The 20,172-nt window shown below is 72.4% G+C and carries 15 protein-coding genes and 1 pseudogene; 8 read left to right on the top strand and 8 right to left on the bottom strand.

Translation table 11 applies throughout. From position 1 onward, the window contains the following. The first annotated feature begins 11 nt into the window (after positions 1–11). Entirely contained in the window at positions 12–2,129 is a 2,118-nt protein-coding gene (locus AB0L59_RS02775) for a polysaccharide deacetylase family protein (RefSeq protein ID WP_365578459.1), read from the top strand. Beyond that, complete coding sequence (locus AB0L59_RS02780; protein WP_365578461.1) at positions 2,126–2,965, top strand: hypothetical protein; 840 nt, start codon at positions 2,126–2,128, stop codon at positions 2,963–2,965. The genes AB0L59_RS02775 and AB0L59_RS02780 overlap by 4 nt, the downstream gene beginning before the upstream one ends. Here AB0L59_RS02780 and AB0L59_RS02785 read toward each other — a convergent pair. Beyond that, positions 2,962–3,228: a protealysin inhibitor emfourin gene (locus AB0L59_RS02785; protein ID WP_365578463.1), complete on the bottom strand. Its 267-nt coding sequence runs from the start codon at positions 3,226–3,228 to the stop codon at positions 2,962–2,964. The two genes, AB0L59_RS02780 and AB0L59_RS02785, sit on opposite strands and share 4 nt — an antisense overlap. Before the next feature lie 20 nt (positions 3,229–3,248). Then, positions 3,249–4,319: a M4 family metallopeptidase gene (locus tag AB0L59_RS02790; protein ID WP_365578465.1), complete on the bottom strand. Its 1,071-nt coding sequence runs from the start codon at positions 4,317–4,319 to the stop codon at positions 3,249–3,251. A gap of 338 nt (positions 4,320–4,657) precedes the next feature. On the opposite strand from AB0L59_RS02790, the gene leuA reads away from it, so the two are divergent. The 6 genes from leuA (at position 4,658) to AB0L59_RS02820 (ending at position 12,895) form a co-directional block, all read left to right on the top strand. Continuing rightward, positions 4,658–6,379 (top strand): 2-isopropylmalate synthase, encoded by a 1,722-nt coding sequence (gene leuA, locus AB0L59_RS02795; RefSeq protein WP_365578467.1) that lies wholly within the window; start codon positions 4,658–4,660, stop codon positions 6,377–6,379. A 184-nt stretch (positions 6,380–6,563) separates the two neighbouring features. Further along, complete coding sequence (locus tag AB0L59_RS02800; RefSeq protein WP_365578469.1) at positions 6,564–7,250, top strand: TerB family tellurite resistance protein; 687 nt, start codon at positions 6,564–6,566, stop codon at positions 7,248–7,250. A 391-nt stretch (positions 7,251–7,641) separates the two neighbouring features. Beyond that, positions 7,642–9,711, top strand: coding sequence for an MMPL family transporter (locus AB0L59_RS02805; RefSeq protein WP_365578471.1), 2,070 nt, complete (start codon positions 7,642–7,644; stop codon positions 9,709–9,711). Positions 9,712–9,717: 6 nt separating this feature from the next. After that, the gene (locus AB0L59_RS02810) at positions 9,718–10,953 is read left to right on the top strand and encodes a histidine kinase (RefSeq protein ID WP_365578473.1); all 1,236 of its coding nucleotides are present in this window, start codon (positions 9,718–9,720) and stop codon (positions 10,951–10,953) included. Beyond that, entirely contained in the window at positions 10,950–11,615 is a 666-nt protein-coding gene (locus AB0L59_RS02815) for a response regulator transcription factor (RefSeq protein WP_365578475.1), read from the top strand. The genes AB0L59_RS02810 and AB0L59_RS02815 overlap by 4 nt, the downstream gene beginning before the upstream one ends. Then, complete coding sequence (locus AB0L59_RS02820) at positions 11,612–12,895, top strand: sialidase family protein (RefSeq protein WP_365578477.1); 1,284 nt, start codon at positions 11,612–11,614, stop codon at positions 12,893–12,895. The genes AB0L59_RS02815 and AB0L59_RS02820 overlap by 4 nt, the downstream gene beginning before the upstream one ends. A gap of 58 nt (positions 12,896–12,953) precedes the next feature. On the opposite strand, the gene AB0L59_RS02825 is transcribed toward AB0L59_RS02820, so the two are convergent. The 6 genes and pseudogenes from AB0L59_RS02825 to AB0L59_RS02850 all read right to left on the bottom strand — a co-directional run. Further along, a complete protein-coding gene (locus tag AB0L59_RS02825) occupies positions 12,954–13,880 on the bottom strand; it encodes a dihydrodipicolinate synthase family protein (protein ID WP_365578479.1) in 927 nt (308 codons plus the stop codon). 1 nt (position 13,881) lies between these two features. Continuing rightward, on the bottom strand, positions 13,882–14,886 hold the full coding sequence (locus AB0L59_RS02830; RefSeq protein WP_365578481.1) for an ABC transporter ATP-binding protein: 1,005 nt from the start codon (positions 14,884–14,886) through the stop codon (positions 13,882–13,884). Next, the gene (locus tag AB0L59_RS02835; protein WP_365578483.1) at positions 14,883–16,859 is read right to left on the bottom strand and encodes a dipeptide/oligopeptide/nickel ABC transporter permease/ATP-binding protein; all 1,977 of its coding nucleotides are present in this window, start codon (positions 16,857–16,859) and stop codon (positions 14,883–14,885) included. Before AB0L59_RS02835 ends, AB0L59_RS02830 begins: the two co-directional genes overlap by 4 nt. Beyond that, on the bottom strand, positions 16,859–17,815 hold the full coding sequence (locus tag AB0L59_RS02840; RefSeq protein WP_365578485.1) for an ABC transporter permease: 957 nt from the start codon (positions 17,813–17,815) through the stop codon (positions 16,859–16,861). The genes AB0L59_RS02835 and AB0L59_RS02840 overlap by 1 nt, the downstream gene beginning before the upstream one ends. Positions 17,816–17,819: 4 nt before the next feature. Beyond that, positions 17,820–19,454, bottom strand: coding sequence for an ABC transporter substrate-binding protein (locus tag AB0L59_RS02845; protein ID WP_365578487.1), 1,635 nt, complete (start codon positions 19,452–19,454; stop codon positions 17,820–17,822). A gap of 234 nt (positions 19,455–19,688) precedes the next feature. Next, positions 19,689–19,985, bottom strand: a pseudogene (locus AB0L59_RS02850) (2,3-dihydroxybenzoate-AMP ligase); the annotation flags it as partial. Positions 19,986–20,172: the final 187 nt, after the last annotated feature.

Consider the following 20,172-nt stretch of genomic DNA (forward strand, 5'->3'; position numbering starts at 1 on the left):
AGCATCCTGCCGTGACCAGCGACGAGTTCTACGCGGCGCCGGCCACGACACGCCGCCAGCAGCACCGCGGCCCGGGACACTACGCCGCCCGCGCGGGCCTGGTGCTGCTCGCCCTCGCGGTGCTCGCCCTGCCCTTCTACGCCGCGACCCAGTACTACCTGTACCAGAAGTACGTGAGCACCCAGCTGGACACCGCGCGGGTGGACCTGACCTCCGCCGACACCGACAGCTGGACAGCGCAGGTCAAGCACCTTCCGGCGACCTCGGCGCCGGTCGTGCTCGCCTACCACGACATCGGCTACAACAAGAGCGACTACGCCGTCACCCCGAAGGCCTTCGAGGCCCAGATGGCCGCCCTGGAACAGGCCGGTTACCGCAGCCTGACCACGGACGAGTTCGTCGACTACCTCAAGGGCGGCCCGGCGCCGCCGCGTTCGGTGTACATCACCTTCGACGACGGCCCCAACGGCCTGTGGGTGTACGGCGACCGGATCCTCGCCCGGCACCACATGCACGGCACGGTCTTCCTGATCACCGGCCGGGTCGACCAGCGGCCGTACTACCTGTCCTGGCAGGAGATCCAGCGCATGGCCGACTCGGGCCGCTGGGACTTCCAGGACCACACCCACGACCTGCACCGGCGCGGCGCCGTGGACGCCGCCGGGCACACCGCCTCCATGCTGGCGAACCGGCTGTGGCTGAAGACCGAGAACCGGCTGGAGACGCCGCAGGAGTACGAGGACCGGGTCACCGCCGACATCAAGCGGTCCTTCGCGGACTTCTCCGGCCACGGGCTGCCCAGGCCGCAGGTCTTCGCCTTCCCGTTCTCGGAGGCGACCGAGAAGGTCAACCTGCCCAAGCCCGGACCCAGTCTCCAGGGCCTGATGAACCGCTACTTCGCGGCGACGATGACCAACGAGTCGTCCCGGCCGCTGACGGCCAGCCGACGAGCGGCCGGGGCGCGGGTGGTCCAGCGCCTGGAGGTACTGAGCGGCACCAGGCTGGACCACCTGATGTCCGGCATCGCCCGCTGGACCCAGGTCGCCCCCTCCGATCCGGCGCCGCTCGCGCACCCGGAGCTGTGGGACCGCAACGACGGCACCAGCCTGACCGACCTCGACGCGTTCACCGGCAAGGGCGCCGCGGCCTCCGGCTCTGCGCGCTACGTCTCGGCCGACTACCGGGACATGAGCAGCGTCGACTGGACCGGCTACCAGGTCGACGCCACGGTCTCCGGCCTCGGCGACGGCACCAACCAGGGCGGCGTCCAGGTACGGCACGGCAGCCTGGAGCCGGTCGACGTGAGCGTGAGCCAGGGCTCCCTCGTGCTCTCCGCCGACGGCAAGCACGTCGGCGAGGCCAGGCTCGTCCCGTCCAGCTCCCACCACATGCGCGTGACCGTCAAGGGGCGGACCACCACCGTGCAGGTCGACGGCACGGTCACCCTGCACCACACCGCCGCCCTGGGCGCGGCCGACATCACCGGCGGCATCGGCATCCGGGTCGGCATCAACCGGGCGGGAGCCGCCTGGCCCACGTTCACGGCCCTGTCCGTCAAGCAGCTCACCGGCACCTTCGCCGGCTCCGGCGGCGCGCAGCAGAGCGTCGCCGGAGCCGACCCGATGAACCCCGCCGGCGAGTGGCTCAGCGCCCCTGGTGTGAAGGCGCCGTTCCGCATCTCCCGCACCGCCATCGAGCCCACCGGCCGCACCCTGTCCGCGTACGGCGCCTACCAGCCGGAGCGGACCCAGGGCTGGACCGGCTACACCGTCACCGGCACCGTGCAGCGGCTGTCCGGGCCCGGGGTGAGCGGGGCGATCTGGGTCCGGGTGGGCAGCGCGCTGGCCATCAGCGTCCAGGTCGGCCGCGACCAGCTGAACGTCTTCTCCGGCGACGCGGACAACCAGCAGCTCGTCGGCGCCCGACCGCTCACCGCGGCGGACTCCCACCGGCTGTCGGTGACCGTGACCGGCGCCTCGACGGTCATCAGCGTGGACGGCTCCACGCGCATGACCCTCATGGCCAGGTCGGAGACCGGAGGCGTGGCCTACTCCGCCTACCGGGACACGACCCGGCACTCCTGGCCCACCGTCGCCGACCTCAAGGTGACCCCACGGGTGAGCTCGTGACCGACGTCCCGGACCCCGGCCGCGCCTGGGCGACCGGCGGTCCCCGGGTTTCCAGGCGTGTCCTGCTGGGCGGTGCCCTCGCCGCCGGTGCCACGGCCGCCACGGCGGGGGCGGTCGCCGTCGTGTACGGCTCCGGGCGGCACGCGGCGGCCCCCTTCGCGCCCGTGTTCAGCGACGGGGGACTGGTGACGAACGAGTACGCCTACCGGCACCCACACGCCGCCGGCGCGCGCCGCTCGAAGGACTGGGTGGTCACCAGCGGTTCGCTGTTCGCCGCACAGGGCGCGGGCTGGACCGGGGCGCCGGACACCGGCTTCACGGGCCCGGACTCCGCCGAGGTCACCGACTCCGCCGTCTTCCGCCTGGTCTCCAGGCGCCGCGACTTCGACGCGGTGACGGTGACCACCCGGGTCCGGCTGCGGCCGCCGATCACCACGCCCCGCACCCCCGCCCAGGACTGGGACGGCGGACACCTCTGGCTGCGCTACCACTCCCCGCAGGAGCTGTACGCGCTCAGCTTCCGGCGCCGCGACGGCGCTGTGGTGATCAAACGGAAGGTGCCCGCCGCCGACGCCTCGGCCGTCGACGGCGGCGACTACGCGACGCTGGCCGAGGCGCGCCACGCCTTCCCCTACGACGGCTGGCACCAGGTCACCGCGTCGGCCGTGAACCATCCCGGCGGTGTCCGGCTGGAGTTGGCGATCGACGGCACGACCGTGCTGAGCGCCGACGACCGCACCCCCGGCGGCCTGCTGGCGCCGGGCGGGGTGGGCATCCGGGCGGACAACTCGGAGCTCTTCTTCCGCGGCTTCCAGGCGCGGGGGGACGTGGCCTAGGCGCCCTCCTTCAGCACCCGGGACACCAGCTCGCGCTGTTCCTCGGTGAGCCGGGGATCGGCCGCGTACACGGTGCGGCCGTCCACGGTGATCTCGTACCGGAAGCCGTCGGGGACGCCGGCGGGCGGGGTGCCCCGGCCGGACGCGAGGACGCGTTCGGCCAGGGCGTGCCACGTGGGGGCGTCGGGCCGGCCCGAAGTGTCCACCTCGGCCCGGCGCTCGATGCCCGCGAAACCGCCCGTGCGCCGTACTTGGATACGCATGGGGACTGTCTAGTACGGAACTACAGCGTCCGCACCCCGACCTGTTCCCACGCCTTCTGCACGGCCTGGAGTTCGTCGCCGGCGCCGTAGCGCTCCCGCGCCGCCTTCACCGTCAGCGTGGCGAAGTCGGCGAACAGCGCGTCGGACTTCAGCCGGCCGCCGGTCAGCACGTCGTACCAGATCTGCCCGGCCTTCTCCCAGGCGCGCCCGCCGATGGCCGTCGCGACCAGGTAGAAGGCGTGGTTCGGGATGCCCGAGTTGATGTGCACGCCGCCGTTGTCGCGGCCGGTGCGGACGTAGTGGTCCATGCTCGCCGGCTGCGGGTCCTTGCCCAGGTTCGGGTCGTCGTACGCCGTGCCCGGGGCCTTCATCGAGCGCAGCGCGGTGCCGTGGACGTGGGGGGCGAGCAGGCCCGCGCCGATCAGCCAGTCGGCCTCGGCGGCGGTCTGGCCGAGCGTGTACTGCTTGATCAGCGTGCCGAAGACATCCGACACCGACTCGTTGAGCGCGCCGGACTGCCCGAAGTACTCCAGGTTCGCGGTGTGCTGGGTGACGCCGTGGGTGAGCTCGTGGCCGATGACGTCGACCGGGATGGTGAAGTCGAGGAACGTCTCGCCGTCGCCGTCCCCGAACACCATCTGCTCGCCGTTCCAGAAGGCGTTGTCGTAGTTCTGGTCGTAGTGGACGGTGGCGTCCAGCGGCAGCCCGTTGTCGTCGATGGAGTGCCGGCCGTACGCCTTCAGATACAGCTCGAAGGTGGCGCCGAGGCCCGCGTAGGCGCGGTTCACGGTGGCGTCCGAGACCGGGTCGGCGCCCTCCGCGCGGACCTGCGTGCCGGGCAGGTCCTGGGTGTGGCGGGCGTCGTAGATCGTGCGGTGGGGCTGGTCCGCGGCGGTGCCCGCGGGCGCGGCGACGGAGGGCGCACCGATCACCGTGGTCAGCCGGCGCTTGGTGCGCTGGTAGGCGTCGTGCTCCAGGGACCGGCGGGCCGGGCCGGAGAGCGCGGGGTCCTCGGCTCGGGCGAGCCTGTCGAGGACGTGCGGCGGCACGATCGTGCAGAAGACGGGCTGGAAGCCCCCGTTGGTCGTCATGCGTCGCACCATTGCACTCTGTGATGCTGATGTCACTAGCTGCCACCATGATTGGTGAAATACCGGGACAGGGAACGCCACGCTCCGTGACGATGTGGTACGGCGCACTTTTTATCCCTTTTACACCCCGGTCCCGCATACTGGAACGCGTCCCCGCGCCCGGGGCGGCTCGGCTAGGCTGCGACGCATCATGCGTTTCGGGCTGCTTCTTCTTAGCTGCCGCGGCGAGGGCCTGTAGTCACAAGGCCGACTCCCTCCCCGCGGAGCTTTGGCGTTGTGTCGTCGGCCGTCCAGTCGGACATCCGGATCTCCGGACACCCCAAGGAGCCCACGCCATCATGGCCAACCGCCAGCAGCCCAGTTCCATGCCGATCCGCAAGTACGGCCGCTACGAGCAGGTGGACATCCCGGACCGCACCTGGCCGGAACAGCGCATCACCGCCGCCCCCCGCTGGCTCTCCACCGACCTGCGCGACGGCAACCAGGCCCTGATCGACCCCATGTCGCCCGAGCGCAAGCGCCGGATGTTCGACCAGCTGGTCAAGATGGGCTACAAGGAGATCGAGGTCGGTTTCCCCGCCTCCGGCCAGACCGACTTCGACTTCGTGCGCTCGATCATCGAGGAAGAGGGCGCGATCCCCGACGACGTCACGATCTCCGTGCTGACCCAGGCCCGCGAGGACCTGATCGAGCGGACCGTGGAGTCCCTGAAGGGCGCCAAGCGGGCCACCGTCCACCTCTACAACGCCACCGCCCCGGTCTTCCGCCGGGTGGTCTTCCGCGGCTCCAAGGACGACATCAAGCAGATCGCCGTCGACGGCACCCGCCTGGTGATGGAGTACGCCGAGAAACTGCTCGGCCCCGAGACCGAGTTCGGCTACCAGTACAGCCCCGAGATCTTCACCGACACCGAGCTGGACTTCGCGCTGGAGGTCTGCGAGGCGGTCATGGACGTCTACCAGCCGGGCCCGGGCCGCGAGATCATCCTCAACCTGCCCGCCACCGTGGAGCGTTCGACGCCGTCCACGCACGCGGACCGCTTCGAGTGGATGCACCGCAACCTCTCCCGCCGCGAGTACGTCTGCCTGTCCGTCCACCCGCACAACGACCGCGGCACGGCCGTGGCGGCGGCCGAGCTGGCGCTGATGGCCGGCGCCGACCGCGTCGAGGGCTGCCTGTTCGGGCAGGGCGAGCGCACCGGCAACGTCGACCTGGTCACCCTGGGCATGAACCTGTTCTCGCAGGGCGTCGACCCGCAGATCGACTTCTCCGACATCGACGAGATCCGTCGTACGTGGGAGTACTGCAACCAGATGGAGGTCCACCCGCGCCACCCGTACGTGGGCGACCTGGTCTACACGTCCTTCTCCGGCTCCCACCAGGACGCCATCAAGAAGGGCTTCGACGCCATGGAGGCCGACGCGAAGGCCAAGGGCGTCACCGTCGACGACATCGAGTGGGCGGTGCCGTACCTGCCGATCGACCCCAAGGACGTCGGCCGCTCCTACGAGGCCGTCATCCGCGTCAACTCGCAGTCCGGCAAGGGCGGTATCTCCTACGTCCTGAAGAACGACCACAAGCTGGACCTGCCGCGCCGGATGCAGATCGAGTTCTCGAAGCTCATCCAGGCGAAGACGGACGCCGAGGGCGGCGAGATCACGCCGAAGGAGATCTGGGCGGTCTTCCAGGACGAGTACCTGCCGAACCCGGACAACCCGTGGGGCCGCATCCAGGTCAGGACCGGCCAGTCGACCACGGACACCGACGGCGTGGACACCCTCACGGTCGAGGCGACGGTGGACGGCGAGGACACCGTCCTGACCGGCTCCGGCAACGGTCCGATCTCGGCCTTCTTCGACGCCCTGCAGTCCATCGGCGTCGACGTACGCCTGCTGGACTACCAGGAGCACACGATGAGCGAGGGCGCCTCCGCGCAGGCCGCCTCCTACATCGAATGCGCGATCGACGGCAAGGTCCTGTGGGGGATCGGCATCGACGCGAACACGACGCGTGCGTCGCTGAAGGCGGTCGTCTCCGCGGTGAACCGCGCCGCCCGCTGACCGCTCTGACCGGGCCTTTCGCCGCCCCGACCGCTGTACACGGCGGTCGGGGCGGCGTCGTTTCTCGGCCATCGCCCGCCCGAGGTCACAGAAAGGTCTCTTACGAGGTACTGACTCAGCCTTGGTGATGTGGCTAACATCACGCCAGCGCGGCGATGTTGCCGTGCGGTTACGGAGGTGCGACGTGCTGCCAGTACGGGGACGAGACGGCCGGGCCCTGCGCTTCCTGGGTGCGCGCACCGCATGGACACCCGTCGGGGACGGGGAGTTCTACTGTCCCGGCTGCGGAGGCGACCGCAACTACCAGCGGCTCACCGGGCGCCGCCGGCTGACCCTGCTCGGGGTGCCGCTGCTGCCGCGCGGGACGGCCGGACCGGTCGTGGAGTGCGCCTCATGCCGCCACCACTACGGCACCGACGTCCTGGACCATCCCACCACCCGGCGCTTCTCCGCGATGCTCCGCGACGCCGTGCACACCGTCGCCCTCGCCGTGCTCGCCGCGGGCGGCACGTCCTCCCGCGCGGCCCTGGAGACCGCGGCCGGCGCCGTGCGCGCGGCCGGTTTCGACGGCTGCACCGAGGAACAGCTGGCCGCCCTCGTCGACGCCCTCGCCGCCGACACCGGCCGGGTCCTCGGCGCCGAGTGCGGCACGAGCCTGACCATAGAGCTGCACGAGGCCCTGGACCCGCTGGCCCCGCACCTCGCCCCGGCCGGCCGCGAGTCCCTGCTGCTCCAGGCCGCCCGCATCGCGCTCGCCGACGGCCCCTACACCCCGGCCGAACGTGACGCCCTCACCACGGTGGGCGCGGCCCTCACCATCTGCGCAGACGACGTGACCCGGCTGCTGGCGGCGGCGCGGACGCCCTCCTGATCCGCAGGGGCCCCTTCGCGGGATGTACTGGCGTTGCGGGAAAACGGCTGGGTGGCCGGGGAGCGCCTGGCATGGCCCGGGGGCGTTGCCCGGTCGCGTGCCCGCCGCCCTTGGGCCACGCCCGTGAGTTCCCGTGCCTCGCCTCGGGCCTCGACCGGCAGGCCGTGAGTCCCTGCGGCTCCGGGCCCGGAGCAGCGTCCGAGCCGGGGTCGGCACAGGCCCGGCATCCCCTGATACGACGGGCCCGTTACTCCCCGGGGAGTAACGGCACCCCGCGGTCACCCCCGGCAGTACCCCCGAACTCGCCCCCGCGCCCGACGATCGCCGCCCTTCCCGCCGGAAGTCTGGAAGCCGTATCCAGACATCCGCTGCGGAGGGGAGGCCCGATTCCATGGGGGCCGCGACAACACGGAGGAGCCGGGCGCTGCCCTGGCTGGCGGTCGGACTGTGGGCGGTGCTGCTGGCCGTCGCCGGGCCGTTCGCCGCGCAGCTGGCCGGCGTCCAGCACGACCGGGCCACCGACTATCTGCCGGCGTCCGCCGACTCCACCCAGGTCGCCAGGCTGCAGGACCGGCTGCCCGGCGGCGAGACCACCGAGCTGGTCCTCGTCTACCACCGGGCGACCGGTCTCACCGCCGCCGATCGGGCCACGGCACGCACCCAGGTCGCCGAGATCGCCGACCGCCACCGCCTCACCGCCGGCACCCCGCACGGCATCCCGTCCGTCGACGGCACCACCCTGATGTACCCCGTGACCAGCAACGAGCCCGGCGCGGACGAGAAGAAGCGGAACGCCTTCGTCCACGACGTCCGCCAACTCGCCCAGGATCAGGGTGGGCTGAGCGTCCGGGTGGGCGGCCCGGCCGCCCTCGCCACCGACGCCTCCGGCGTCTACGCCTCGCTCGGCGGGCCCCTGCTCTTCACGACGGTCGCCGTGGTCGCGATCCTGCTCGTCCTCATCTACCGCAGCCCCCTGCTGTGGCTGGTCCCGCTCGTCGTCGCGGGCCTCTCCGACTTCCTCGCCCGCGCCGCCGCCTACGGCCTCAACCAGGCCTTCGGCACCGCCGTGTCCGGCCAGAGCGCCGGCATCATGACCATCCTGGTCTTCGGCGCCGGCACCGACTACGCCCTGCTCCTCGTCTCCCGCTACCGCGAGGAGCTGCGGCGCCACGAACGCCCGTACGAGGCGATGCGCGCCGCCCTGCGCGGCTGCGGGCCCGCGATCCTCGCCTCCTCCGGCACGGTCGCCGCCGGACTGCTCTGCCTGCTCGCCGCCGACCTCAACTCCAGCCGGGGCATGGGCCCGCTCGGCACGGTCGGCGTGCTGTGCGCGCTCGCCGCGATGCTGACCCTGCTCCCGGCCCTCCTCGTCCTGCTCGGCCGCCGCGTCTTCTGGCCGCTCGTACCCGCCTACGGCAGCACGCCCAAGACCCGCCGTTCGCTGTTCGCGGCGATGGGCTCCTCGGCCGGGCGCCGCCCGCTGACCGTCCTCGCCTCCGGCGCCGCGCTGCTCGGCGCGCTCGCGCTGGGCTCCCTGAACCTGCCCGGTGCGATCAAGCAGACGGACACCTTCGTGGACCGGCCCGAGTCCGTCACGGCGACGGAGACCGTGGCCCGGGCCTACCCGGGGCGGTCCGCGCAGCCCATCGAGATCATGACCCCGGCCGGGCGGGCCGACGCCACCCTCGCCGCCGCCAAGGGCACCAGGGGAGTGGCGGACGCCCGCGAGGGCCGTACCGGCGGGGGCTGGACCGAGATCACGGTGACCGCTTCCGCCCCGCCCCAGTCCGCCGCCGAGACCGCCACCATCGAGGCGCTCCGGCACCGGCTGCCCGGCTCCCACGTGGGCGGGCCCAGCGCCCAGCAGCTCGACCTGAGGGACGCCGGCGCCCGCGACCGCCGGGTGGTCGTCCCGCTCGTCCTCGCCTCCGTCCTGCTGATCCTCGTCGTCCTGCTGCGCTCCCTCGTCGCCCCGCTGCTGCTGGTGGCCGCCGTGGTCGCGGTGTGGGGCGCCGCCCTCGGCCTCGGCGGGCTCGCCTTCGGGCCGCTGTTCGGCTTCCACGGCACCGATCCCGGCCTCGGCCTGCTGTCCTTCGTCTTCCTGGTCGCCCTCGGCGTCGATTACGGCATCTTCCTGATGCACCGCATGCGGGAGGAGGCGCAGCGCGGGGCAGAGCCCGTCGCCGCCGCCCTCACCGCCCTGCGCACCACCGGCGGGGTCATCGCCTCCGCCGGTCTGGTGCTCGCGGCCACCTTCGCGGTACTGACGAACATGGGCCTGGTGCCGCTGGTCGAGCTGGGCTTCGTCATCGCCGTCGGTGTGCTGCTCGACACGTTCCTCGTCCGCACCTATCTGGTGACCAGCGCGAGCGTGGCGATCGGGCGCAGGGTGTGGTGGCCGGGGCGGCTGTCGCGTCCGGTGCCGGGCACGGACCGCACGCCGGAGCCCGTGGGCGCGTAGCGGAAGATGAATCCCGTGCAGGCACCCATCACCGCGTCCCGGCCAGCCCGGTCCCTCGCCTCCCTGGATCCCCTGCGGCAGGACGCGCTCCTGGCCGCCGGCCTCGCCGTGCTCGCCTCGGCGATCGCCGTCACCGTCGGCAGCGGCCGGCACCCGGACGCGCTCGGCTGGGCCCTGCTGCTCGGCCTGCACGTGCCGCTGGTGTGGCGCCGGCGCGCCCCGCTCACCGTGCTGGCGGTCATGATCACGTTGATCGCGACCTACCACCAGCTCGACTTCAACCACTCGGCGCCGACCGCCGCCTCCATGGTCGTCCTCTACACGGTGGCGGTGACCGGCGGCGCCCGGCGCACGGCCTTCATCGGAGCCGCGGTCGTCACGCTGATGCTGCTCCTGAAGATCCGTCACGGCATGGCCGGGGTCCAGGTGAGCTTCCAGATCACCGGCTGGATCGTCTCCATGCTCGTCCTCGGCGGCTATATCCGCGTCCACCGGGAGAACGCCGCCGCGGCCGTGGAACGCGCCGAGCGCGCCGAACGCACCCGCGAGGAGGAGGCCCGGCGCCGGGTCGCCGAGGAACGCCTGCGCATCGCCCGCGACCTGCACGATCTGCTCGCCCACACCATCACCCTCATCGGCGTGCAGACCTCGGTCGCGGCGCACGTCCTGGAGGCCGACCCCGAGCGCCTGGACCGTACGGCCGTCGCGAAGGCCCTCGACGACATCGCGGAGACCTGCCGCACGGCCCGCGGTGAACTCCGTACGACCCTCGAGGTGCTGCGCGACCCCGGCGCCCCGGACGGGCGCGACCCGCTGCCCGGCCTCGCGGGCCTCGACGAACTGGTGAAGTCGGCGGGCGCCCGGGTGGAGCTGACCGTGCGGGGCGACGGGGTGCCGCCGGCCGTCGGCGCCGCCGCCTACCGGATCGTGCAGGAGGCGCTGACCAACGCGGTACGGCACGGCGGCCGGGCCGACCTGACCGTGCGCGTGGGCGTGTACGAGGAGGAGAGCGCCCTGCGCGTCCACGTCGTCGACGACGGCACGGGCGGCGCCGGTGACGGCCCACCCGGGTTCGGGCTCGTCGGGATGCGGGAGCGGGCCCGCAGCGTCGGCGGCAGGGTCGACGCCGGGCCGCGCTCCGACGGCCCGGGCTTCGAGGTGAGCGCCATGCTGCCGCTGCGGGACCGGGCGGGGGACGAGTGGGGCACCGGGCCGGGGCGGACGCTGGGGGAAACGGCATGATCGGAGTGCTGCTCGCAGACGACCAGACCCTGGTGCGGGCCGCGTTCGCGATGCTCGTGGACTCGGCGCCGGACATGGAGGTCGTCGGACAGGCGGGCACCGGACGCGAGGCCGTCGACCTCGCCCGGGCCGAGCGCGCCGATGTGGTCCTGATGGACATCCGCATGCCCGGCCTGGACGGCATCGAGGCGACCCGGCTGATCGCCGCGGACGAGGATCTCGCCGGGGTCAGGGTCCTGGTGCTCACCACCTACGACACCGACGAGCACGTGGTGGAGGCGCTGCGGGCCGGTGCCTCCGGATTCCTGGTGAAGGACACCCGGCCGGCCGACCTCCTCGAGGCGATCCGCACGGTGGCGGCGGGTGAGGCACTGCTCTCGCCGGGGCCCACGGCACGCCTGATCGAGCGGTTCCTGCGCAGCCCCTCGGCACCCGTCACCGGCGGCCCCGAGTGCCTTTCGGACCGCGAGCGGGAAGTGCTGACCCTGGTCGCGCGCGGCCTCAACAACACGGAGATCGCCGAGGTGTTGGGCCTGAGTCCGCTCACCGCCAAGACACACGTCAGCCGGATCATGGGCAAGCTCGGTGCCCGCGACCGCGCCCAGCTGGTGATCGTCGGCTACGAATCCGGACTGGTGATTCCGGGGACCATGAGTGGGTGACACCGAAGCGCCGCACCCTGCTCACCGCCCTCGCGCTCCTCACCTCGCTCAGCGCCCCCCTGTGCACGGCGGCCTCCGCCCAGGCGAGCCCCGCGAGCGGCCGGGCGGCGCCCGTCCGTGCGAACACCGCACTCGGGAGCCCGGGTCGGGCGGTCCGCGCACACGCCGCACCGGCGTCGGCGCGCGCGTACCCCGGCTGCGCGTCCTCCGTCCCGTACGTCTCGGGCCGGGGCGGCTACGCCACCTACCGCATTCCGGCGGTCGTGAAGACCCGGCACGGCACCGTGCTGGCCTTCGCCGAGGGCCGGCGCGACGGTGCGGGGGACACCGGGGACATCGATGTCGTGCTGCGCCGCTCCACCGACGGCGGCTGCACCTGGGGTCCGCTGACGGTGGTGGCCGCGGGAGACGGGGACACCCGGGGCAACCCGGCGCCGGTCGTGGACCCGCGAACCGATGCCGTCGTCCTCGTGACCTGCGCCAACAGCGGGAAGGTGACGGAGGACCAGGTCCGGCGCGGGGAGGGGGACCGCCGGGTCTTCGTGCAGCGCAGCTGGGACGACGGCCGGCACTTCTCCTCCCCGGCGGACATCACGGCGGAGGTGAAGCGGCCCGGCTGGCGCTGGTACGCCACCGGTCCCGGCCATGCGGTTGCCCTCGCCCGGGGCCCGTACGCCGGCCGCCTGCTCGTCCCCGCCGACCACTCCGTCGCCCCGCCCGCCGGTTCCTCCGGACCCGGATCCCGGTACGAGGGCGGACACGCGCTCTACAGTGACGACGGCGGCCGCACCTGGCGGCTCGGTTTCGTGGCCGAGACCCACGACGGCGTGACCAACGCCAATGAGACGACCGCCGCACAACTCCCGGACGGCAGGCTCTACTTCAACGCCCGCGACCAGTACGGCACCGCGCCCGGCAATCGCCTCGACGCCTACTCCGGCGACGGCGGACAGACCCTCGACCGGCCCTACGCGACCCAGCCCACCCTGAACGACGTCCCGGTGGTCCAGGGAAGTCTTCTCCAACTCCGCGGCCCCGGTGCCCCGTTGCTCTTCTCCGCGCCCTCCGTGCCGACCGCCCGCCGCGCCCTGGCGATCTGGTCCAGCACGGACTCCGGGCACACCTTCTCCCGGTTGCTCACCCTCTCCAACCGCCCCGCCGCCTACTCCGACCTCGTGCAGCTCGGCTACGACACCTTCGGCGTCCTGTACGAGACGGGCGCCGCGCACAGCTACGACACCCTGGAGTTCCGCAGACTGACCCTGACCGAGGGGCCCTAGACAGGGCCTAGGTGTGCGGTCCCGGCACGTGGGTGACACGCGTGCCGGGACGGCACACCTAGAGCAGTCCGGCCGCCGCCAGGAACTTGCCGACCCGCTCCGTCTCGTCGCCGGACAGCGGCACCTGCGGCTCGGCCGTCACCGGGCAGGCGATGACCCCGCGCAGATGCAGCGCGGCCTTGAACGCGCCCAGCGCCGACGAGCTGGCGCCCATCCGCGCCGGATCACCGACCGTCACCATCCCGAACAGCGCGCACAGCCGCTCCTGTTCGGCGCGGGCGCCCTCCCAGTCCCCGGACCGGCACATCCGGTACAGCCGGACGTACCCGTGCGGGTCGACGTTGGCCAGCCCCGGCACCGCCCCGTCGGCGCCCAGCGCCAGCGCGGAGTCCACGAACAGCTCGGAGCCGGTGAGCGCACTGAACCCGGGGTGCGTACGGGCGCCGGTGACGATCTCGCGGAAGGCGCCCAGGTCCCCGCTGGAGTCCTTGATCCCGGCCAGCACCCCGTCGGCGGCCAGCCCCAGCACCACGTCGGCGGGGAGCTTGGTGTGCACGGCGACGGGGATGTCGTAGGCGATGACCGGCACCTCGGACGCGGCGGCGATGCGGCGGTAGTGGTGGACGATCTCGGAGCGGTGGGTGCGGGCGTAGAACGGGGCGGTGACGACCACGGCCTCCGCTCCGGCCGCCGTCACCGCCGCGACATGCTCCAGGACGCGCGGGGTGGTCATGTCGATGGCGCCGGCGAGGACCGGCAGCTGCCCGCCGACATGGGCCACGACCGCCTCCACCACCTGCCGGCGCTGCCGGTCCGTGAGGAACGCGGCCTCGGACGTGGACCCGAGCAGGAACAGCCCGTGCACCCCGCCCTCCACCAGATGGCCGACCAGCCCGAGCAGCGAGGGGACGTCCACCTCGCGGTCCGGTGTCAGGGGCGTGCAGACGGGCGGGACGACACCGGTGAGCGGGGTGGGGAAGGGCATGTCAGGGCTCCTGGCGTGCTAGGTCGCGGGTCGATTCCTCCTCCTCAACAGGATGGTGGCACCGGTAGCGGTGTCCGGGTCGTGACGCGGCCGAGAAGTCCGGCATCGCCTCGGCACACAGGTGATCCGCCTTCCAGCAGCGGGTGCGGAACGGGCAGCCGCTCGGCGGCCGGGTCGCCGAGGGCACCGGCCCGGTCAGCGGGATCGGGTCGATCGGGTCCAGCAGTCCGGGCGTGGCGGAGAACAGGGCCCGGGTGTACGGGTGCCGGGCCGCGTCGGTGACCCGGTCGGCCGGGGTCTCCTCCACGATCCGGCCCAGGTACATGGTGATCACCCGGTCGCTCATCCGCCGTACCGTCTGGATGTCGTGCGAGACGAACACCAGGGCCAGCCCGAGGCGTTCCTTCAGGTCCAGCAGCAGGTTGAGGATCTGCGCGCGGACCGACACGTCCAGGGCGCTGGTCGGCTCGTCGGCGACGACCAGGGCCGGGTCCAGGGCGAGCGCGCGGGCGATGGCGACGCGCTGCCGCTGCCCGCCGGAGAGCTGCCCGGGCAGCGCGTCGGAGAGCGCCCGGGGGAGGCCGACCAGGACCATCAACTCCTTGACCCGCTCCTCCCGTTCGCCCCTGGACCCGCGGCCGTGGACGTCCAGCGGGTCGCGCAGGATCCGGCGTACGGTCAGCCGCCGGTTCAGCGCGGTCGACGGGTCCTGGAAGACCATCCCGACGCCCGCGCCGATTGTGGCCCGGCGCTCGGCGGGCGGCATCGTCCACAGGTCCCGGGCCTGGAACGCCACCGTCCCGGAGGACGGCCGCTGGATCCCCACCAGCACCCGCGCCAGCGTCGACTTCCCGCACCCCGACTCGCCGACCACGCCCACCGTCTCCCCGGCGGCCACGGTGAGGTCGGCGCCGGTCAGGGCGTACACCCGGTCGCGCCTCAGCAGGCCGCCGCTGCGGGCCTTGTGCACCACATGCGCGTCCCGGACCTCGACGACAGGGGTCACTGCAGCGCCTCCTCGTTCTCCGCCGACGCAAGGCGCACCGCAGGATGGTGGCAGGCGGCCGTGTGCGTGGCCGTTCCGGTGAGGACGGGCGCGCCGTCGTGGCACACCCGGGTCGCCAGCGGGCAGCGGTCGGCGAAGCGGCAGCCCGCCGGGAAGTCCGCCGGGGCCGGGACGACCCCCTTGATCTGCGTCATCCGCTCCTCGGCCGACTCCAGCGACAGCACGCTGCCGAGCAGGCCGCGTGTGTAGTGGTGGGCCGGCGCCGCCACCAGGTCGGCGGTGACCCCGCTCTCCACGATCTGCCCGCCGTACATCACCACCACCCGGTCGGTGGTGTCGGCGACCAGCGCCAGATCGTGCGAGACGAGGATCAGCGCGAACCCCAGCTCCTCGCGCAGCCGCAGCAGCAGCTCCATCACCTGGGCCTGCACGGTGACGTCGAGGGCGGTCGTCGGTTCGTCGGCGACGATCAGCCGTGGTTCGCGGGAGAGGGCCATGGCGATGAGCACGCGCTGGCGCTGGCCGCCGGAGAGTTCGTGCGGATAGCTGCGCAGGGTCCGGTCGGGGTCCAGGCCGACCAGTTCCAGGAGCTCGCGCGGACCGCGCCGGCCGCCGCGCCGGACGAGCTGTTTCAGCTGGGCGCGGACGGTCATCGCCGGGTTCAGCGAGGACAGGGCGTCCTGGTAGACCATCGCCATCTCGTGCCCGAGCAGCCGCCGCCGCACCCGCATCGGCTCGGCGAGCAGGTCCCGCTGACGGAAGCGGACCTGGCCGCCGATGCGCGCGCCTTGCGGCTGGAGGCCCATGACGGTGAGCGCGGTCAGCGACTTCCCGCACCCCGACTCGCCCACCAGCCCGAGCACTTCACCGGGGTACACCTCGAAGCTGACCCCGGCGACGACGTCCACGCCCCGGTGCCGGTCCGGGAAGCCGATGGTGAGGTTCTCCACGGCGAGCACCGGCTGCCCGCTCCGGTCCGGCAGCGGCCGGGCCCGGGACCGCAGCCGACGGGCGGCCTCGGCCAGTCCGGGCAGCCGCAGCACCTCACCGCCGCCGGGCTCCGGCGCCTCCAGCCGGTCCCGTGGCGTCTCCACCTCCCTCGGCGCCGGTGCCGCCCACGCGTCGGACACGCCCTCGGAGAGGATGTTCAGCGCCAGCACGGTCAGCAGGATCAGCAGCCCGGGGAAGACGGTCGCCCACCAGCCGCCGGTGAGCACCATGTTCTTGCCGTCGGCGATGACACTGCCCCAGGACGGGTCCGGCGGCCGTACCCCGGCGCCGATGAAGGACAGCGACGCCTCGAAGACGATCGCCTCGGCGACCTGGACCGTGCAGAACACCAGGACGGGGGCCGCGCAGTTGACGGCCACGTGCCGCAGGACGATGTGCGGGGTGCGGGCGCCGATCAGCCGTTCCGCCGTGACGTAGTCCTCGCCGTACTGGTCGAGGACGTTCGCCCGCACGACCCGCGCGACGGGGGGTGTGAACAGGAAGGCGATGGCACAGATCAGCACGCCGATGCCGCCGCCGAACACGGCGACCAGCACGGCCGCCAGCGCGATCCCCGGGAACGCCATCACCACGTCCAGGCAGCGCATCAGCGTCTCGTCGACCGCCTTGCGGGAGGTGGCGGCCAGCGCCCCGATGACGGCACCCACGACCAGGGCGAGCGCGGTCGCGCCCAGCCCGATCGCCAGCGACCACCGTGCGCCGTACATCAGCCGGCTGAGGATGTCCCGCCCGAGGCTGTCCTGCCCGAGCCAGTGCGCGGCGGAGGGGTGCCCGCTGCCGCCGACCGGGTCCTGCTGGTCCAGCGGATCGTCCGGGGCGAGGACCGGGGCGAGTACGGCGACCAGCACCACCACGACCAGCAGGCAGACGGCGATCTTGGACAGCAGCGGCAGCCGGCGCCAGCCGCGCAGCCGGACGCCGGGTCGGGAGAGCCGTTCGGCAAGATGCGCGCGCGTGACCATCAGGCCGCCCTCAGACGTGGGTTGACCAGCAGATAGAGGATGTCGATGACGAGGTTGACGACGACGAACCCGGTGGCGGTCGTCAGCACCACTCCCTGCACCACCGCCGGGTCGCCGTTCTGCACGGCGTCGATCATCAGCTTGCCCATGCCGGGCAGGGAGAAGATGGTCTCGATGACGACGGCACCGCCGAGGAGATAGCCGACCCGCAGCCCGAGCACGGTCAGCGGGTTGACCAGGGCGTTGCGCAGGACGTTGCGGCCGACGACGACGCGGGGCGGCAGTCCGCTCCCGACGGCCGTGCGGACGTAGTCCTTGTCCAGCTCCTCCACGACCGAGGTGCGCACGATCCTCGTCAGCTGCGCGGCGACCGGCAGGGAGAGGGCGAAGGCGGGCAGGGCCATGGTCTTCAGCCAGCCGGTGACCGAGTCGGCCGGGTTGATGTAGCCGCCGGTCGGGAACCAGCCCCGGTCGACGGCCAGGTACTGGATCATCAGCAGCGCCAGCCAGAACCCGGGCGCGGCCACCCCGATCAGCGAGACGACCCGGATGACCTGGTCCGGCAGCCGGTCCCGGTACACGGCCGCCGTGACCCCGCCCGCCAGCGCCAGCACCACCGCGATGCCGAGACCGAGGAAGGTCAGCTGGAGGGTGAGCGGCAGCGCGGTGGTGACCTGGTCGACGACCGGGGCCCGGGTCAGGGCGCTGGTGCCGAGGTCGCCGTGGAGCAGAGCGCCGACGAAGTGGACGTACCGCACCGGGAGCGGGTCGAGCAGTCCGTTGCGCTCCCGGAAGTCGTGCAGCTGCTGCGGGGTCGGGTTGGCCCCCTGGAAGAACGCGGACGCCGGGTCGACGTCCGAGAACCGCATCACCAGGAACACGAACAGCACGATCCCGAGCATCAGCGGCACGAGCAGGGCGACACGGCGGAGCAGGATCCGTACGACAGCCGTCATGCCGTCAGACCCACTTGGCCTGGAGCAGGTTGATCCCCGGATACGGCTGGGCCCTTATGCCGGTGAGTCTGCGCGGGTCCCAGGCGGTCATCAGCTCGTTGTGCACCACCGGATACAGCACGGCCTGCTCGGCGACGACGTCGATGTAGTCCTGGATGACGGCCTTCTTCTTCGCCGGGTCCGGCTCCCGGGTCGCCCGGTCCATGTCCTTGAAGAGCTGCTGGGCGACGGGGTCGCCGGCCCACCGGGTGTATCCCATCCACAGGTTCTGGGGCCCGTAGTTGTAGTGCATGATCAGGTCGGCGTCGAGCCCGAACTGATTGGGGTTGGACGCGGCGGCGACGACCTGGTAGTCCTGCTTCTGGTCCATCTTGGTGAAGACGGCCGTGGTTTCCTGCGGCGCCAGGGTCGTGTGCACGCCGACCGCGTCCCAGGAGGACTTGATGGTCGGCAGGCAGTCCACGATCCAACTGACGTTCACCGCGAGGATGTTGACCCTGAGGCCCGTGACGCCGGCCGCCTTCAGCAGCGCCTTCGCCTTGTCGGGGTCGTAGTCGTAGACGGTCTTGGCGCGCCGGTAGGCGGGGTTGCCCTCGTTGAGGAAGGAGGAGGCGGGCTTCCCGTGTCCCTTCAGGGCGACCTGCACCATCTTCTCGGTGTCGATGGCGTAGTGCAGCGCCTGCCGCACCCGCACGTCGTCGAAGGGCTTGTGCTGGGTGTTGAACATCAGGAACAGGTTGTTCATCCCGGCCCCACCGGCGACCTTCAGCCCGCCCTGCTCCAGCCGCGCGATGTTGGCGTACGGGATGTTGTCCGCGATCTGCGCCCCGGCGTCGGACCCGGAGATCTTCGCGACCCGCGGGGCGGCGTCCACGATGGTCAGCCAGTTCATCCGCTTGAAGGCGGGCTTGCGGGGTCCGTTGTAGGCGGCGAACGCCTCGAAGGTGGTGTTGGACTTCGGGTGGTGCGCGGTCTGCCGGTACGGCCCCGAGCCCACGGCCAGCCCCTTGACGGCGTCGTCCCAGGCGCCGGGCCTGGAGAAGACGTGCTTCGGCATGATCTTGGCAAGGGTGAGCCGGGAAAGCCCGTCGGGGAAGGGGAACTTGAGCACGAGCTCGACGGTGCGGGCGTCGACCTGGCGCACGCTGCCCAGCCAGCTCGCGAAGAACCCCTTGGCGAGGGTCTGGGTCTTGGGGTCGAGGATCCGGTCGAAGACGAACACGACGTCCTCGGCGGTGACGGGCTCGCCGTCGTGGAAGGTCGCGCCCGAGCGCAGTGTGAACCGCCAGGTGGTGGCGTTCGGGTTGCCGGGGATCGCCGTCGCGAGGGCCGGATACGGCACCCGGGTGATCGGATCGGTGTCCAGCAGCCCCTCGTAGATGTGGTTGTTGGCGGCCATGCAGAACGCCGACGCCGTCTGCGTCGGGTCCCAGCTGCCGTCGTTGCCGTAGCCGATCACCGCGGTCAGTGTCCGGTCCTTGCCGCTGCCGCCGCTCCCGGTGTCGTTCGTGGACTCCGGTCCCGCTGAGCAGCCCGCCAGCACGGGCGGCAGTACGGCGGCCGCGCCCAGCGCACCCGTGTACTTCAGGAACGACCGGCGGCGCGGTGCCGGTACGTCGGGGCTCACGTCGTCGCGCACGGGTCCTCCAGCAAGTCGTCGGGGGGAGGGAGGGGGTGGGAGATACGACGTCCTACGTCCTACGTCCGGTCGGTAGCGCGACCATAGGAGGGGGCGTGGGGGTGGTCAAGACGGCGCACACGAATGGCCTAGCCGCCACAGGACGTACCAATGGCGGCGGGAAAAGCCGGAAGGCGGCGGAAAGTTGGGCCGGGCGCCCGCGGCTCCGCCCGGCCTCCGTGAGCGGCGGCCCGGTCAGTCCGTGCGGCCCTCCACGACGAGGTTGCCCTCCGGCGTCAGCCGGGCGAGGTCGCCGGTGCGGAGGAAGCCGTCCGAGGTGAAGGCGCGGGCGTTGTACTCGGGGGACCGGTAGGAGCCGCGCGGGGTGCAGGGGCCGTGGGCGAGGAGTTCACCGGCCTCGCCCGCGGGGGCGTCGATACGGATCTCGTCGGCCGGGGAGACGGGTCGGCCCTGTGTCGTGAGCACCACCTCCCGCGGGTCGTCGAGGCGGGTGGCGGTCAGCAGCCCCTCCGCCCTGCCGGACACCTGCTTCCCACTCCGATGTGACAGTCGTGTGCGCGCCCGCCTTCAACATATTGTTCAACGGCATCGGCGGGACAGCGCTTGGGTGAGAATGGGTGCCATGAGTCTGTTCCGGGACGACGGCATCGTGCCGCGCACCCAGAAGCTGGGTGAGGCGGATCGCGGCATGCCGTGGCTGCCCGGGGGGCGACCCCCG

It is taken from the genome of Streptomyces sp. NPDC052109 (genome assembly GCF_040680195.1).
In the GTDB taxonomy this organism is placed as follows: Bacteria; Actinomycetota; Actinomycetes; order Streptomycetales; family Streptomycetaceae; genus Streptomyces.